Source organism: Paenibacillus sp. MAHUQ-45, from assembly GCF_058133325.1.
This window is the reverse complement of sequence record NZ_JBYUPV010000001.1, coordinates 273,454-291,387: the sequence shown is the minus strand read 5'-3', so window position 1 is coordinate 291,387 and position 17,934 is coordinate 273,454. Positions and strand designations below refer to the sequence as shown.

The 17,934-nt window shown below is 48.6% G+C and carries 9 protein-coding genes; 1 reads left to right on the top strand and 8 read right to left on the bottom strand.

Features of this window, described 5'->3' with window-relative positions:
- Window positions 1–42 precede the first annotated feature (42 nt).
- The 7 genes from AC3Y23_RS01270 to AC3Y23_RS01240 all read right to left on the bottom strand — a co-directional run bounded on the left by AC3Y23_RS01270 (window position 43) and on the right by AC3Y23_RS01240 (window position 13,420).
- On the bottom strand, window positions 43–636 hold the full coding sequence (locus AC3Y23_RS01270) for a DUF2441 domain-containing protein (protein ID WP_379194811.1): 594 nt from the start codon (window positions 634–636) through the stop codon (window positions 43–45).
- Window positions 637–978: 342 nt separating this feature from the next.
- Window positions 979–1,362 carry a nuclear transport factor 2 family protein gene (locus AC3Y23_RS01265; protein WP_379194809.1) on the bottom strand — a complete coding sequence of 128 codons (384 nt, stop codon included), beginning with the start codon at window positions 1,360–1,362 and terminating at the stop codon, window positions 979–981.
- A 308-nt stretch (window positions 1,363–1,670) separates the two neighbouring features.
- Entirely contained in the window at window positions 1,671–7,733 is a 6,063-nt protein-coding gene (locus AC3Y23_RS01260; protein WP_379194807.1) for an S-layer homology domain-containing protein, read from the bottom strand.
- A 113-nt stretch (window positions 7,734–7,846) separates the two neighbouring features.
- Window positions 7,847–9,403 carry an extracellular solute-binding protein gene (locus AC3Y23_RS01255; protein WP_379194805.1) on the bottom strand — a complete coding sequence of 519 codons (1,557 nt, stop codon included), beginning with the start codon at window positions 9,401–9,403 and terminating at the stop codon, window positions 7,847–7,849.
- 56 nt (window positions 9,404–9,459) lie between these two features.
- Window positions 9,460–10,344, bottom strand: a complete 885-nt coding sequence (locus AC3Y23_RS01250) for a carbohydrate ABC transporter permease (RefSeq protein ID WP_379194803.1) — start codon at window positions 10,342–10,344, stop codon at window positions 9,460–9,462.
- A gap of 81 nt (window positions 10,345–10,425) precedes the next feature.
- Window positions 10,426–11,352 carry an ABC transporter permease gene (locus tag AC3Y23_RS01245; RefSeq protein WP_379194801.1) on the bottom strand — a complete coding sequence of 309 codons (927 nt, stop codon included), beginning with the start codon at window positions 11,350–11,352 and terminating at the stop codon, window positions 10,426–10,428.
- Between the two features lie 202 nt (window positions 11,353–11,554).
- Window positions 11,555–13,420 (bottom strand): cache domain-containing sensor histidine kinase, encoded by a 1,866-nt coding sequence (locus AC3Y23_RS01240; RefSeq protein WP_379194799.1) that lies wholly within the window; start codon window positions 13,418–13,420, stop codon window positions 11,555–11,557.
- Between the two features lie 70 nt (window positions 13,421–13,490).
- On the opposite strand from AC3Y23_RS01240, the gene AC3Y23_RS01235 reads away from it, so the two are divergent.
- Window positions 13,491–16,223 carry an alpha-mannosidase gene (locus tag AC3Y23_RS01235; protein WP_379194797.1) on the top strand — a complete coding sequence of 911 codons (2,733 nt, stop codon included), beginning with the start codon at window positions 13,491–13,493 and terminating at the stop codon, window positions 16,221–16,223.
- A 62-nt stretch (window positions 16,224–16,285) separates the two neighbouring features.
- Here AC3Y23_RS01235 and AC3Y23_RS01230 read toward each other — a convergent pair whose 3' ends face one another.
- Complete coding sequence (locus tag AC3Y23_RS01230; RefSeq protein ID WP_379194795.1) at window positions 16,286–17,914, bottom strand: response regulator; 1,629 nt, start codon at window positions 17,912–17,914, stop codon at window positions 16,286–16,288.
- Between the last annotated feature and the right edge of the window lie 20 nt (window positions 17,915–17,934).

The following is a 17,934-nucleotide window of genomic DNA, read 5'->3' as shown; positions in this document are numbered from 1 at the left end:
TTTCCCGTTAGCATAATGGATGTTGAAGCGCTTTTGTTAAGATTAAGCGGAAAATTCATCAATAATTTCTGCCACTTCGATTCTTCCGTTAATCAGCAACTCAGGAAGTTCGTTGTTTTTATTGCCTTTCCAATATTCTCTGGCTTGTTCGATTTTGAGTGAGAAAGGAGTACCTTCTTCCTTTGGTAAAAGACTGCCGTCACCTTCAAAGATAGTCCCGGTAACCCGAAGTTTCACTATCTGCAAAACCCTTCGATGGTAAGAATCAAATATTTCTTTCCATTTCAAAGCGTCTTGGTAGCTTTTCGCAGCATATAAGCAAGACAATCGTGAAGGAAATTCTGGATATTCTTGCAGTCTTACCATCTCAACGATTACTTCTCTAATAGCTCTGATGGTTTGCCCTACATACTTAATAGCTACATCTGCATTCTCTTTATCCAACTTCAATCCATCATTAGTAAAATGACCCTCCAAGATTTGAATAAAGTCTTCACCCTTGGAATTTAGCTGTTCTTTCTCAAAAAAGAAATGATACAAAGTATTTTTTTGGTCTTTGTCAAAGCTAATTATTTGACCTAAGTCCATCTTCTTCCTAGTTACAAGGTGATAAGCATACAATTCTCTTTCTTGCATAACCTGCCCCCTATTAATCGTTTACATAGGGATTCGGTATATTCCAGCATTATCCTGCCCGTTCGTATTATGAGATCAACCAGTTCTTTCTGGTAGATCCTTTTTTTATTTGCATAGAGGATTATGGCAGTCTGGTCGAACGGGCGTATGCTTTTAATGTTTTCGGACTGAACCCTTGAATGCGTTTGTCAGCCTCATACAAACTCCACAACTCACTTAAGTTCATAACAAAACCTCCCTTTAGAAGCTATTAAATCTAGTTTGCTTCTAAGGAGAGGTTTTAATCTGCCTGTTGTAGTGAACTAGCGTTTCTCGTTAGTTTAATCATACGATATCTAATCATTAACTATAATCTTCAATCAATGATATTTCCCCTTCTTCAATTCCAAATACTGACTTCCCTTTTAGTTGAAGCTTATCTCCAATCTTTAATCCGTTAGGCAAATCAATAGCCAGTATTGCTTCAAAGTCAATCTGTATTTCTACTCTGTCATCTATAGCACTGTAATTGGTAATTGTCTGACGGCGGCTAGAGAAAATCTTTGACGACTTTTCTGCTAGCTCTTTAAACTCTTCTATTCCTCTGGTCTCTGTGTCAATTTCGCCATTAGAAATATTTCTAAACAAAATATCCTTATGTAAAAGTTTAACCATGCTCTCGACATCAAATGAATTGTAAGCCTCAACGTACTTTTCGATGATTGCTTGGGTTTCTTCACTAATCATAGTCATTCTCCTCCCTAAGATTGTACTCTATACATTTTCTTTAGAACTGATAGGGTTTCCTTCATTTAAAACAAGGAGACTGAAATTTGTATTAAACTAAGCTGCCCGTTTGAGTAATGGCGATCGTCCAGTCTAATCCTTTATTGGGTTCTCTGGGAGCGGAGACAGACTCTCTTCACTTTCAAAACCCCCTTCAAACAAAAGGCGCCCCGGACAGCCGATAAACGGACTGCTCAGGACGCCTTTTTTATAAACCTTTAACCTTTTACTTACACAATCTTTCTATTCAAGCATTTGAAAGTCGGGCTTTACAGACTATAAATCCGGTACAACAGCACGGCAGTCTCTGCACGTGTCAGCTTGCCTTTAGGGTTCAGGCTGTTGCCGCTTCCCTGCAGCAGACCGGACTCCACCAATGATGTAATGCTATCTAGGGCATAGCCCGCGATAAGGCTGGAATCCTTGAAGTCACCCAGTGTGCTATTGCCGGCTTGCGCCAGCTCAATCTTTTGGAGCTTCAGTGCGCGGTCAATGAGGACCGCTGCTTCTTCACGGCTGATGGTCGCATTCGGCAGGAATGCACCATTACCGGAGCCCGTTGCAATACCAAGCGCCTTGGCTATACTCACTGCTTCGGCGTAGTAAGCGTCTTGATCAACATCACCGAAGCTATCAGTGGTGGTTGCGGTCAAGCCAAGAGTATCCACGAGCAGCTTCACGAAGTCCGCCCGTTTGATCTGTGCCCCAGGATTGAAGGCTGAAGCAGACACGCCTTGGATGATTCCTTTGGCAGCGAGTTGTTCAATAGCCTCTTGCGCCCAAGGAACGCTGCTCAAATCGCCAAAGATTGACGCAGTTAAAACAACAGCATATTGGCCTGTTTCTGTTACCTTGAATAGAACCTTACCGTCTGCGTATTTCGCTCCAGCTACGACAGCACCCTGCTTATCCTGCAGAATTTGCCAAATTCCCAGGCCGGATGCTTGGGCTTGCTCGGTACCAGAAAGCACGTAAGGCAACGACAGAATAAGCTGCGAATTCTTGTCGCTCCATGCCAGGGTTTTATTCCCCGACAGGAGGGATAGTTCTACTGCCGGACGGCTGCCCAGCTTAGACTGCAGATCTTTGCTCCATTTTGTACGGTCAACCTCCCGCAAATAGAAGGTTACTGTTGCATCCAGCTCTTTACTCAGGGAAGCTAACAGGTTACCCGGCAGACTAAGTGTGCCTGTTGGCAGCACAATCTCCAGTACTTGGTCTGGGGAGCCTGCGGCTACGAAGGCCGTTGGAAGTTCAATTCCATAGCCTTTAGCTCCGTTGGTTGCTGCTACCTGAATGGACACATGTTTTACCCCGTTCTTATCAGGCTTAGCTTGAGCAAAAGCACTTGTAAGCTCAGATGAGGTCACAACGGCCTTGGCCGATTGCGATGCACTGTCCGCTACAGGTGCGGTCTTCACTTCGACAGTTCCATCTCCCCGCAGAGTGATGGATGTCTTGCTTCCCGAAGCTGCAGGGACAGAGGATGAAGATCCGGAACTTGGATTGCCGGTAGACGGCGTTTCCGTGCCGGGTTCCGGCTTTGGATTTCCAGGATCGGTACCTGGATTTGGGTTAGTACCTGGGTCAGTACCCGGGTTAGTGCCTGGATCAGTGCCTGGGTTAGTGCCCGGGTCAGTGCCTGGACCGGGATCGACCGAACCCCCGATAGCTGCCAACCGGGCAATCAAAGCAGTCTTCACCGGACCTTCAGGCAGCAAACTGACAAAATTAGCTGCTATATCCTGATGGGTGATATCCTTAAGCGTCTCTGCTTGTGCAACCTGTGCTGTTGCCGAATGTTCCAGCAGACCAGCATAATCGCTGTCCAGCAGAATCAGGTCCCCGTACAATGTTGCATCCTTGCTGGTTCCAATGCCCTGATTGTATTCCATGAATCCGGCACGGCCAGCTCCGTCATTCTCATTGATAAGCAGCGTAAATCCGATTACATCGGAAGGTGAGAATGTATACCCTGGTTTGTGTAACTCACTAAACGGAATCTTCAGGTTATACGTGGTCAGATGAGTGGACTCGTCACGGGTAATATCTGCCTGGACATTTTTCAACGCCCCGGTCTGTACCCCATCCGGTGCTCTCCATCTCCACTTCGTGATGCTGCCTTGATTATTCAGGGCAAAGCCCAGCTCATTTACATTTTTACTGGCCGATCCATCTTTCTTGGACAGATCAATACCAAGCTGGACACTATCGCCCTGCCAGATATCCCCGCCACTCCAGGTCTGTACATGCACATCGTCCTTCACAACAATCGAAGTGTACAGATTCCCGTCATCCCAGGTTACGGACGCATGGGCGCTGAGATCGTCTGGACCTTTCCATTGACCGCCTACACTGGAATATTGATCAATGCTTGACAGTTCAATCGTCGGATTAACCGCCGATTCCACTCCCTGGCGCTCGGCAAAGGTTTGTGCCAATCTGACAGAAGTCGTATAAGTGTAGCCATCATCCAGCGTGACGCGGTATTTCAGCGTGTCACTGGATAGGAACGGCAAGGCAATCTCCCGGGACTGTCCCAGAGCAATACCTTCAAATCGGATAGGCTTAAATTTCCCGGCATACCCGGAAGGCTGCAGTAACTCCAGACGACCGCTCAACGGCTGTTCCCCTGTTACATTGGTTACGGTGAGCACACTGTTCGATTTATCCGGTTCGTTAGCATTGAACGGACTGCGTTTAATGCCTAGTGCAACTGGAACCAGATTGGTGCCAGATACTTTATTCACAGCGTCATTGACTAGTTGCATGCCGCCCTTGAAGAGATTGTTCGTAATCACCAGCTTGCTGATATCCGGGCCGGCATAGACATGCGTAGTGCGCGGCTGTTGGAAGTAGGAATTGTATAATGCGGTATCCCCACCCAGAGCATTGATTCCTCGTTCTCCAACGGTTGTGAAGTTAGCTTGCTGAATACGCACGGTCCCAGCGTAAATATCGAAGGAACGCGTCGTATCTCCCCACATAGAAGTGTTGAAGAGCGTGACTTTGGAGTCAAAGCCTTCGCCGACTACGACATAGACTTTATCCGAGCTGCTCATCGATACAAGCTCGGTATTGATCAGAGAAAGCCCTGCTGGACCCGCACTGTCAATGACGGCGCCTTTTTTACTACCGTCCGTTCCGTGACCGATGACAACCGCTTCTGGACCAGAACCATTCTGTTCCTCGAAATGAATGCCATACATCGAACCGTAAACAAAGGTATTGAAAATCGTCTCCTGCTTCACATGTCCTACGCGGAAGGCATCCAGATGATCCTTCTGATAGTTCCAGACTTTATTGAAGTCCTCGCCGCTTTCAGGATGGTTCGGATAGTTGTTTCTTCCATAATAGTGTGGGTTAAACTGGACATTGCGGACCATTCCGCCTTCTGCCCCGCCGCCGAGGAAGATCCCTTCTTTAAGCGGAGAACCGGCGACATAATCAATATAATGTCCACTAGTATCATAGCTACCAAAATCAATGCCTTGATAAGAGTTAATCAAAGTCGTATTGATGGCGTACACGCCATGACCTTGTCCCTGAATCGTCCAGGAATAAGGCTTCACTGTGTTCCAATTCTGCTTATCATAGTAGACAGACAAGCCTCTGACACCTGCGGAGGCCTCCAGAGTGATCAGTGGTGTGCCATCAGGATCATTTTCCCCAAAATTGGTGAAGAACACGGTTCCGCCACCAATGGTATGATGGGGCACATCCCATGATCCTCTTAATTCAACACCGCTTGGCACAATAATAGGCGAGTTCAGCCGGTAGATCCCTGCTGGCAGATACACTGTACCGCCCCCGGCAAGCTTCGCATCATTAAGGGCCTGCTGCACAGTGGCGGCAGCGTCGATCTGACCGCTTTTATCAGCTCCGTAAGGCTGTGCAGTTACATTGTATAAGCCGTTTGTTGCAGGCTTCGGCTGCTGTGCCAGATCAAGGGCTGCTACTTCTGGCAGTGCCTCCAAGCTGTACTTGTCATCTTGGTAAATGTTCAGTTGTGCGCCTTCGCTCTCATTCTTCACCTGAAGCTGACCCTCATAGCCGGAATTGACAGCATTCACTTCAGCCACAGTATCTTGAAGCAAGATGTGATTTGACGGCTTGTCGAAGGTGGACTGACCAAGAATAAGCGAGCCGCCCTTGGCCACAATAGCATAGCCGCCAGCCTGGTCATCCCAGTTCTCGAAAGTACTATTTTCAAAAGAAAGTATACCCGTTCCTTCATTGACGACTGCCTGATGCGGCTGACCGCCGACCGTCACCTGGTTGAACTGAACGATGGAGCGGAACCCAGGCGTTGCTTGAATGGCGATTGGATTGGCTCCAACATCAGCTTTAAAGCTGCTATCAGTCACCAGCAGACCATAATCATTGACGCCTTCAATCTTGAGCGCTACCTGGGAATGATCAATATTGATTTTGTAAAGCTGGGCATTTGCCGTTTCCAGGCTATCCGTTCTGGTAGTCACGCGCATCCCGGTCTTGAAACCCGACAGGTAGATGTCCGACATATATTCCCAGTCAGAACGGCCCATGACAATCCCTTCGGCATGGCCTGTAAGATAATTCGTTAATTGCTCCTTCTGTGGAGACCCAGCCAGACCAGAGCCAGACCAATAATCAGGAGCTAGTCGAACATGCTCAAGGCGTCCGATATCTGTGGTGAAATCCAGGAAAATCCCGGTGTTCAGTACGGTACCGAATACATTTTTGACATAATGAAGCTCATTCCAGATCGGACCGATTTTGATACCATTATAGGAGTTGACCATTGTCACATTCTGAATGGTAGCGCTATCACCTGAGAGCTGCTCAAAGGTCCATGGATAAAGGACCGGCTGCTCGGCCGATTGCTCCGGATACCAAACTGATAGATTCGTGACACCACTGGAAGGTGCGAGTTGCAGGAAACTTGGCGCTTCAGCGTCTCCTCTACCAGCGTAAGCTTCAAGAACTGTTCCCTTTACTTCTTTATTGACTGTGTCCGGGTTTACCCAGTCACCACGGAGTGTAACTCCGGTTGGAATGATGAGATTACTGGTGATCTTGTAATGGCCTTCCGGTGCAAAGACTACCCCGCCCCCACGGTTGCCCGCTGCGGTCAAGGCATCCTGGAACGCCTGCGTATCATCCTTGACGCCATCCCCGACAGCACCAAAATCCTTAACACTGCCATCGGCTATAACTACATCCTGTGTTGCATAATTCGTTGTATATACTTTGGTTTGCGCGTCCACAGCAGTGCGTGGCGATTTCGTAATCGCGACCGAAGCCAAGATCAGTTCCGGATTACCAGCCGGTGCACCTGCACCACTGACACCAAGCCGGAAGTCGCCACCGTTAGTGCCGTTACCAAAATAAGCATCGCTTAATTTGTAGGTATGTGTCTTCCAAGTATTCGTATTTTTATAGGTGAACAATGGCGCATCTTTAAAATGCGCTGACTCTGCATCATACTGCAGAACCATGCTCCCATTGCCGCGATCATAGTATTCCACCGTTACAAATACATCCTGATCGGTATTCTGATACAAATAATCGTCGGCTACATTAAAATAAAAGTAGAGGACATTCTGTCCCGGATCCGACGAGCTTACATTCTGATTCGTCTGCCAGTAAGTTTTGCCGTCCCGTGTTCCAGTCACGAGGCCGGTAGCTGGTCCATCCCCAGGTCTTGCTGTAATGCCGTTAGCGTCGACTTGCGGCCCTAACTTGATGTCGACCTTTTGTTTTGAATCCGCTTTCAATTTCTTGACAACTTTAACTGCAGCAACCTTAAGATCCTTGTTGACCGCAGCATCAATGCCCCCGCCTTCCACACTAAGCCGCATATCCGCTCCGTTGGTACGGTCTGCAAATTTAGCATCCTTCAGCGTGAAGGTATGGCTTTGCCATGTCTTAGAATCACCATATTGGAATGGCTCCCCATCCTTAAAAGGGGCTGTCTGGGCATCATATTGCAGAACAAACTTTCCACTGCCCTCGTCATAGTAATCTACAGTGACATCCACATCGTAATCATTGCTGTCATACAAATAGTCTTTGTCCACGTCCAGATAGATATAGCTTGTTCCGAGGTCCTTACCAGTCTCCCAATAGGTGACTCCGGTGACCGTTCCGGTCTTCAGGCCGGCGGCAGTATCACCTGCCCTAGCAGACAGTCCATCCACAACCGGTGTTTCTCCCAAGATAACTTGCACAGCGCTGGCCTCAGCCTTTACTGTGCCAAGAGGAAGCTGGATGCTGGACACCAGCAGCAGAGCCGCAAGTACCCGTGATACCCCTCCCCGGAGCTTGGCCCATGATTGATTTGTACTCACTAACGCACCTCCAATAGTTTATTGGTCATACATTCCTGCGGATAGGCAATGGTGCTATGAATAAAAAAACAGGAAGCACACCTTACAAGGCGGCTTCCTGTTTGCCGCAAGCTTTATTTTTTGGCAGCAAGATAAGCATCAATTTGTTTCTGTGTTTCAGAGATAATTTTATCGAGTCCATTCTTCTTCTGAGTCTCAATGTAATCGGCTACAGATTTTTCAACATCCTTCACCATACCGTATTCGATCGGTCTGCTAATCTCATCGGTAGCCTGGTCACGCTTGGCCAGTTCATTCTTCATGCTGTCTTCAGCAATGAACAATCCGTCGATTGGCGAGTTCACGTTGTTCGGTTGGTTGGCGAAATCGGCTTCCTTCACCCAGAAATCTTTGGCATATGTTGTGGTTGGACGCATAAATTGTGGCTTCCAGAATGCCCATTGTCCGCCCCACTCCATGTAGTTACTAGTAGAGGATTGCATACCTGCCGGATAATCAGCAGCATCTCCATTCAGGACGTAGGTTTTGCCTTCGATACCATATTGCAGCAAGTCATACAAGGTTTGATCGGTTTCTACCATATCGAGGAACCGTAGTACCCGGTCCGGATTCTTGGAATTCGTATTGATGGCAACTACGTTGGCAAGAGCAGTACGGTTGACGTATTTCTTATCAGGATAAAGTAGCGACATTCCTTGTTTAAAGGAAGAATCGGAGAAGCCTGGATCAGCGTAAGCCCATTCATGAGAAGTCACGGTAAAGAGCAGCTTGCCGTTTCTCCACTGGTCTTCTGCGCCTTCTTTATCAATCATCGCGTCTCTGTTGATCAGCTTGTCATCGTACCATTTCTTAGAGAGCTGCGAAGCTTCCAGGAAGAACGGTTGTTGTTCAACAGGCTGCACAGTAATCTTCGGATCATTCAGATAGAAACCGAGACCGTGGAAGTTCAGATCCACCCATTCATCACGGATATAATAGAGGGACAGCGGTGTAGTACGGGACAACTTTTCGTTAGGATAAGCTTTTTTCAGTTCACGAAGCAGATTGTCTACATCTTCAATGGTTTTGATGGAATCTGGTGCAATATTAATACCTGCCTTCTCGGCAAGATCCGAGCGCCAGCCAGCAAATTTACGTTCATTCATTTTCATCGTCCATGGCAGACCAACAATTTTACCGTTCACTGTTGCTGCGCTCAACGTGCCCTGTTCTTCATATTTCTTCTCCAGATTAGGCGCATACTTCGGCAGCAGATCATTCAGGGCCATATAGGAACCTTTAGCCGCCATTTGCTTATAAGAGAGCCAGTCGCCGTCAAAGTTCATGTCCCAGCTATCCCCGGACGCGGCCATAACGAGCATTTTTTCCTTGAAATCACCAAACGGAATAAAGTTGACATCAAATTTAACATTAAGGCCTTTGGCTTTAACATAATCACTAATTTTGGACCAAACCTCATCCGTGGCAGCCTTCTTGTCACCGCCGAAATAGAATTTGAGGGTAACTTCATTCTCAGTCTTCGTTGCTGCTGTGTCATTTCCTCCGCCAGTACTCGTCTTATTGCCTGCATTCGACGTGTTGTTGTTACTACCGCCACATGCGGACAAGACTAGACTGAACAGCAGGAGTGTGGTCAGGATTAGCTGAAATCTACCGATGCTTTTGCGCATCCAAATCTCCCCTTTGTTGAAATGTAATTTATACTATACGACCGTGGTCGGCATAGTTAACCTTTTACAGCCCCAACCATGAGGCCTTTTACGAAATAACGCTGCAAGAATGGATAGAGGAAAATGATCGGGCCAATCGTGATGACTGTGAGCGCCATTTTGATCGACTCGGAAGGAATCTGGGTCGAAATTCGCTGCATCGCTGCTGCATTACTAGAGCTCTTCAGGAACTCAACATTGGAAATCAGCGTGCGTAAGAGCAATTGCAATGGCTGAAGCTCTTGCTTATCTACGAACATCAGACCGAGGAACCAGTCGTTCCAATAGCCCAGGGCTACGAACAAACCAACAGTAGCTAGAACGGGTAAAGCTAGCGGCATGATCAGTCGGGCATAAATTCGGAACTCGCCAGCACCGTCCATTTTGGCCGATTCGTGCAAATCTTCTGGTATGGAGAGCATAAAGTTCCTGATGAGGAACATGTTGAAAGCATTTGCCAGAGACGGCAGAATAAGTGCCCAAATCGTATCTTTCAAGTGCAGGTATCTAACGATAATAATATACCAAGGCACGAGCCCACCACTGAAGAGCATAGTGATAATGACGAAGATCGAAAGAATATTCCGGTATTTAAAGGAACGACGGGCCATAACATAAGCGCCCATGCTCGTCAGAAACAGAGACAGTACGGTACCGACAATTGTAACGAATGTGCTGACCCCGTAAGCCTGGAATATACGGTTAGAGCCGAGTAGCAGAATCCGGTAAGAGTCAAAGGTAATCGTCTTCGGCCAAAGTGAATAGCCATACTGCATAATATCCTTCTCTGTACTCAGTGAGCCGGAGATTACCATCAGGAACGGGAATAGGCAGGCCAGACTGAACAGGCCGATGACCAAAGCAATAAGGAACTGGCTGAGGGAAAATTTTCTTGCTGACATCGTGTGGGATGACCTCCTAAAAGTATAATGTGTCTGGTGTCCGAAGCACCTCAATGAACAAACGCTTCGGACACACAGCCTTTAGAATATCGCTGAGTCTTTGTCAATTTTGCGCGCCGCATAGTTGCTACCAAGCACCAGGAAGAAGGCGACAAAGGACTGAAGGAAGCCTGCAGCGGAAGCCATCCCGATGTCACCGGATTTACGCAAGCTCCGGTAGACGAAGGTGTCAATTACATCTGTGGTCGGGAAGAGCAATGAAGCATCCCCTACCATGGCATAGAACATACCGAAGTCCGCATTCATGATTCTTCCTACTGCCAGGAGGGTCAGGATGATGATCGTTGGCCGCAGCATCGGAATGCTGATATAACGAATCTGCTGCCATCTGGAAGCTCCGTCAATTGAAGCGGCTTCATAATAAGAATTGTCAACAGAGGTTAAGGCCGCCAGATAAACAATCGTGCCGTAACCGGTTATTTTCCAGCGTGCCGCAATGGTCAGAATGGCTGGCCACAGCTCGGCCCGGCTGTAAAAGTCTATCGGCTGTAAATGCAGGTACTCCAGAAAGCGGTTAACCGCACCGTTCTCAAAGTTCAACAGATTGTAAGCGAATACACCTACGACGATCCAGGAGATGAAGAAAGGTAGAAAGGTTAACGACTGGGTAATCCGTTTGAAATACTTGTTACGCATCTCATTCAGCAGCAAAGCAAATCCTACTTCAAATACTAGTCCTATCGCAATAAAGAGGGCATTCAGCAGGATCGTGTTGCGGATAGCCCGGAAGGCTACCGGTGAAGAGAATACATAATCAAAATTGCTGAACAGGGGATCCATCCATTCACTGCCAAAAATCCCTTTGGAGAAATCGAAATTTTTGAACGCGATGACAAGACCGGCCAGTGGCAAATAGTTAAAAAGCAAGAATAGTACCCCGACGGGGAGGAACATGAGCAGCAAGGTGCGATTTTTGTACAGTTCCTTGAACACTCCGTTTAGTTTCATATCGACTTCCCTTTCGCTGTTTGGATGACTTAATTGTAAAAGAGAACGATAGGCACTTCTATGAGTCATTCTTGCACTTTGTAGTTTCCTTTTGTCCTGATGACCCTATTGCAAGTCATTATCCCCCCAAACAGACAAAGGAGCGAATCTCCCACCTAGAGAGTCCCGCTCCTATGTCTGCTTTTACATTTCTAATAGTCTACTAATGGTCGTCCGACCTAGGTAATTCCAACTCTATCTTCTTAGGATGGCGCAGCAGTATTCGGGTACCGCCCTGTGAACCCGTCTCGATCTGCAGCTTGTAGTCAGACCCGAAGTACAGCTTCAGACGATCGTTCACATTGCGGAGCCCTACCCCCCGGCGGGTGGCAGTATACATTTCCTCGGCATGTACCTCATGCTCCAGTTCCTCTATGATTTGCTGCGGAATGCCTTTACCGTTATCTGTAATCTCTATGATCATATCCTGCCCCTCACTGCGCGCGGATACAATGATCTTGCCTTTCTCAAAATCACTTCGCACGCTATGCTGAATCGCATTCTCAACCAGAGGCTGCAGCAGCAGCCGCAAGAATGGGAGGTCGAGCAGCTCTTCATCAATAGAATACAGGATGCGGATCATACTGCCCATTCTGGCCTGCTCAATCAACACGTAAGCTTTGACCTGCTCAATTTCACGCCGCAGAGTTGTGATCTCCTTACCCTGATTCAGACTGAGCCGGAGCAAATTACCGAGCGCAGATACCATTTCACTAATATCGCTGCGTCCATGGTTCTCTGCCTTCCAGCGAATGGATTCCAGCGTATTATAGAGAAAATGCGGATTGATCTGGTGGCTTAGCACCTGGAATTCCAAGGCCTTCTTCTTCCGCTCTGAACGCCACGCATCCTGAATCAGCACATCAATCCGCTGAACCAGACTTCCGACCCCACGGTACAGCCAGCCCACCTCATCCTTCCGAGGGGAGTTCAGTACGATATTATGAAAGTTCCCGTCTTCCATTCTCCGCATCAACCGCACCAGACGAGCAATGGGCTGAGTAAAATACACCGTAATATAGAAGACAACGGCAATGCAGCAGATTAGATAGATGATCAGAAAAATAATCAATAGCCGGTTGATCTCATCATTTGTCCCGGTCAGCTCCTTGAGCAGCGTCAGGCTGACGATCGCCCAAGGCTCGCTGCCCAGCCCGACATAGGTTGCAAGATAGGTATCGCCATCGATCTTAATGGTCTGTGAACCTTCCGGACTTTGCTGCAGATGAGTGATGAACGACTCCGAAGGAAAAGAGGTGCCTGCCCACTCATTAGCAGATGAATCATAGTAAATCGTGCCGTTCTTATTCATAAGAAGCAGCTTCTGGTTCTTCAATTGCTCCGTGGGCGAAAAATAACGCTTCAGATGATCCTCCGAGACTTCCGTAACGACGATGCCGCGGGGCTTCCGATCGTAAAGGCCCGAGAAACGTTTGATATAGGCGAGTAATGGCCTTCCATACTTGCCTTGCTCCGGCATGAACTGCCTCCAGGTCGGCCCGGCACTTTCCTGAGGTTTCTGGAACCAATCCGCAGATATTAGATTAGCCGAATCTCCCAGCGTATTCATATAAGAAGGGTACAGCGCCGGATTCATCGGATACACTCTGACCCGGAAGGCATCGATTTGCGGGGTAGCCTGATAGAGCAATGTCAGCATATTTACCGTGAAGGCCTCCTCTTCAGCGGCATTGGCTGGCGGGTCGACCAACAGATCCTGCAGGCGTTTATTGCCGATAAGCGTATTGACCTGATCATTGAGTTTATTAAGATAGATTTCAAAATTTTTGCGGGCCTGCTGGAGATAGCTTAGTGAAATCTTGGTATTGGTGTTGGTAATGCCCTCAATAGACTTGATATGTGCATAGTAAGCAAAGATGAGGAACGGTAAAATAATGATCAAAAAAAACACCAGAATAATCCGGTTCCGAAACGATGCTCCCAGCCGCAGAGAAAAACGATTCACAGCCGCAGCCACCCTTCCTTCCATGTCGACAACAATCCCCGCAATAGTTTGCGATCCACTCATTGTGACAACGGATGCATATATTTATATTTATGCTGTAGCGTTCATCATCTTATGGAAAAGAGGAATCGCATTGACAGCATCCAACAAAACGGTTGTACATGTAATCTCCCACACCCACTGGGACCGGGAATGGTATATGCCTTATGAAGCCCATCACGTCAAACTTATCGAAACGATAGATACCTTGATTGAAACGTTCGAGTCCGATCCTGATTTCAAGAGCTTCTATCTTGATGGACAAACCATCGTTGTAGAGGATTATTTGCAGGTCTATCCCGAGAAGCGCGAAATCATCCAGCGCCTGTGTGATGAAGGCAAGCTGTCCCTCGGTCCGTGGTATATCCTTCAGGATGAATTCCTGACGAGCGGCGAAGCCAATGTCCGCAATCTGCAAATCGGCCACCGTGATGCCAGTACGTTCGGTCCGATCTCCAAGCTCGGCTATTTCCCGGATTCCTTCGGCAACATGGGCCAGGCTGCGCAAATTCTACAGCAAGCCGGCATCAGCACAGCCGTGTTCGGCAGAGGTGTGAAAGCCACCGGCTTCAACAATCGCGTAGAAGATGCTTCCGGCCTGGAATCCCCATACTCCGAGCTGATCTGGCAATCTCCTGATGGTTCCAGTGTTCTCGGTATCCTGTTCGCCAACTGGTATAACAATGGTATGGAAATTCCGGTAGACCCTGAGGCGGCCAAGGCGTACTGGGATATTCGCCTGGAACGTGCCCGGCAGTATGCCTCCACTAGGCATCTGCTGCTGATGAACGGCTGTGATCATCAACCGATCCAGACTGATCTGTCCGAAGCTCTGCGTGTGGCGCGTGAACTCTATCCCGACTGCGAATTCATCCATTCGAACTTTGATGATTACGTGAAAGCGGTGAAAGAAGAGCTTCCGGAAGATCTGACCCTCACTACCGGCGAGCTGCGCGGACAGCATACCGACGGCTGGTATTCGCTGGTCAACACAGCATCGGCGCGCGTATATATCAAACAGCTCAATCAACAGAATCAGACACTCCTGGAAAAAACAGCAGAGCCGCTGGCCGCCCTGGCACATGGGTTAGGTAAACCGTATCCGCATGGTCTGCTGCAATATGCCTGGAAGACCCTGATGCAGAACCATCCACATGACAGCATTTGCGGCTGCAGTGTGGACGAAGTGTATCATGAGATGAAGACCCGGTTCGCGAAGAGTATTGAAGTTGGCTCCTCCCTCGCCACCGAAAGTGCCAAATTCATCAGTTCCAAGGTGGATACATCCGTATTCGCATCGTATGGAGATCAGGCCGTTCCTTTCGTGGTCTATAATACAAGCGGCTACGCGAGCAGCGGTACAGTTACCGTCGAAGTGGAATGGTCCCGCCGGTTCTTCAACCAAAGTGAAGATCCTGTCGCCGTCTTCAATGAGGTCGTTGGCCGCACGCATGGCGAAGGTTATCTTGTTAATGCAGCAGGGGTACGACTCGATGTTACCGCCGAGGATCTGGGCGTACGCTTCGGCTACGAACTGCCCGGAGACAAGTTCAGACAGCCTTACATGGCCCGTGCCCTGCGCCTGACTTTTGAGGCGGATAATCTTCCTGCCTTGGGGCTGGCTTCCTACGCCTGGATTCCAAGCAAGGCTGCCAATACGGAACAGGAGCCGCAGGATGTCTATCTGGTCACCGGTGACTTGACCATGGAGAACGAGCATATCCAGGTTAGCCTGGAACAAGACGGCAGCTTCTCCCTGTTGGACAAAGCCAGTGGCCAGCTCTACAGCGGCCTTGGCATCTATGAGGATGTCGGCGACATCGGGAACGAATATATTTTCAAGCAGCCGATAGGCGATACAGCTATCACAAGCCGTGGTGTACAGGCCGAAATTACGTTAGTCGAGGATACACCTTATCGTGCAGCTTTTGTAATCCAACACACGCTGCAAATTCCGGCTTCTGCTAATGAACTGCTGCAGCAGGAAATAGATACGATGGTGGAGTTCAGACAGCGCCAGGCAACTCGCTCACAGCAGCTTGTCCCGCTTCATATCGTCACTCGCATCAGCCTGGAGCGTAGTAGTCAAGCCCTGCACGTGCATACCCGTATCGACAATCATTCGAAGGATCACCGCCTGCGGGTCCTGCTGCCATCCGGCGTCCAATCGGCTGTGCATTATGCCGACTCTGTCTTTGAAGTAGCCGAGCGCCAGACCGTACCTGCACCAGAGTGGGAGAACCCAAGCAACTGTCAGCATATGCAATCGTTCATCGATGTGCATGAGGACGGCCGAGGCCTAACTGCAGCCGGCAAAGGCCTGAACGAATACGAAGTGCTGCGTGATGCCGAGGGTACAATTGCCGTCACACTGCTTCGCAGTGTCGGAGAGCTTGGCGACTGGGGCGTATTCCATACCCCTGATGCCCAGTGTCTTGGAGTGAACGAAGCAGAGTGGAGCATTATTCCGCACCGCGGCGGGGACACTCGCTTTGACGCTTATCGTGAAGCTTATCGCTTCGCTGTTCCGCTCATCACAGCCCAAACTGACATTCATGAAGGCGAACTGCCGCCCGTACACAACTTCCTCACCTGGGAAGGAAAAGGGCTTGCCTTCTCCAACCTGAAGCTCAGCGAAGGCAGTGGTGACCTGATGGCCCGCTGGTACAACCTCGCGGAGACTTCATCCGAACTGAGCATCCACGCAAGCGAGGATGTCGTGCTCTATACCAGCAATATCATGGAACAGCACACCTCAGACGTTCTGGAACAGTCGCTTCCAGTGAGCAAGGCAGGTATTGTGACAGTCGGAATTTCGTCCCGATAATTGACTTGATTTGCTTTTAGGACCTCCAGGCTGCCAATTCCTACGAACGGGCAGCCTGAAGGTTATTCCTCAGCCATCCCCAGCTGTCTTCTAAATTCCTTCGGTGTGCAGCCTACCTGCTTCTTGAACAGCTTCGAGAAATGCACCGGGTCCTTGTATCCAACCTGATAGGAAATCTGATAGATTTTAAATTTCACATCATACAACATTTCCTTCGCTTTTTTGACACGAATCTCTGTCAGATATTCGAGAAAAGTTTTATGCAGTTCCTTCTTAAACAGCTTGCTGAGCCATACCGGTGTGACATGTACAGCAGAAGCAACGCTCTGCAGTGTGAGGCTTTCAGCATAATCACGATGCAAGATTTTCTCCGCCTCGCTGACGATCTGGCTTGGCGTCTCCGAGAGCTTGCGGAAATCAGCAGCGATCTCATGCAAGAACGCTTCAGTCTGCACACGCAGTGCTTGCAATGTATCATACTGCTCCAGCTGCTCCCAGACGGCAATCGGATTACTCCTCCAACTCTTAAGCACCGTCCCCTCCGCCCCTCTGCGGAACACTTCGAACAGCCACTCAAAAATTTTCTGTTGAATATCCCTTAGCTGTGTAAGCTGCCAGGAATGCACCATCTCGATGAAGCTGTCCATCGCCCTTGAAATATCGGCATCGGTCCCATAGCGGACCAGATCAAGCATTTCTTCCGGCTCCTGCAGCGACAGGTCCTCATTTTCTCCATCATAAAAAAGCCCCTGCTCCGTAAACAGCCGGTTGCCGCCATAGACCGCTTTCTGCTCCATTACGCTTAACGCCTCAGTGTACATGTGATAAAGATTCCGGGTGTTGCCTGGCTTGGTCAGCATACCCGCACTGGCCGTGATTTTGACAAACTCATTGATTCTCTGAATCAACAGCTGTGCCATGCCCTGGGCAAATTCTGTTTGCTCCAGCTGTGAACTGCCAAGCACGACGATCCAACGGTTGTGGTTATCCTTATAAAGAGCAGACGGATGCGGATATTCCTCCTCCAGCGTCTGATGAACAACATTACCGATACCGAACAGAATCAGTTCCTTCTCATGCGGATTCCGGTTCTCAATCGCTTTGAGATTATCGGCCTCGATAACAATCAGGAACATCGGCTCCTTCAGCATCCATTCCAGTTCCAGCGTCTGCAGACGGTGACATCTACGCATTTCCAGATTGGGATCGTAGACATGCTCGATCATTTCCTTCAGCAGTTCCTCCCGCATTTTGGGAATAGCGAAGACAGCCTGATTGCGTAGCATCTGGCGGTTGCGTTGATCCATCCTTTTGCGATTGATATTCTCCACCGATTTATCCACCATTTTCCCCAGTTCATCCAGGTTGATCGGCTTCAAGATGTAATCGCATACACCTGTCTGCATCGCTTGCTTCACCAGTTCAAAATCATCATAACCGCTGACAATAATCTTCTCCGGCTTATAGTCCTCCACAGGGCATAGAGCATTCAGAAACTCCAAGCCCGACATGCGATTCATTTTAATATCCGTAATGATCAGATCCGGTCTAACTTCAAGTGCCGTGTGCAAGGCCACATCCCCGTCCTCCGCCACCAGAATCTCCGTAATATTGTAATCCTCCCAAAGAAAGCGGTTACGTAAACCTTCACGAATCTCATATTCATCATCCACTATAAGTACGCTAAGCATCTGTTCACCTTCCCGATTCG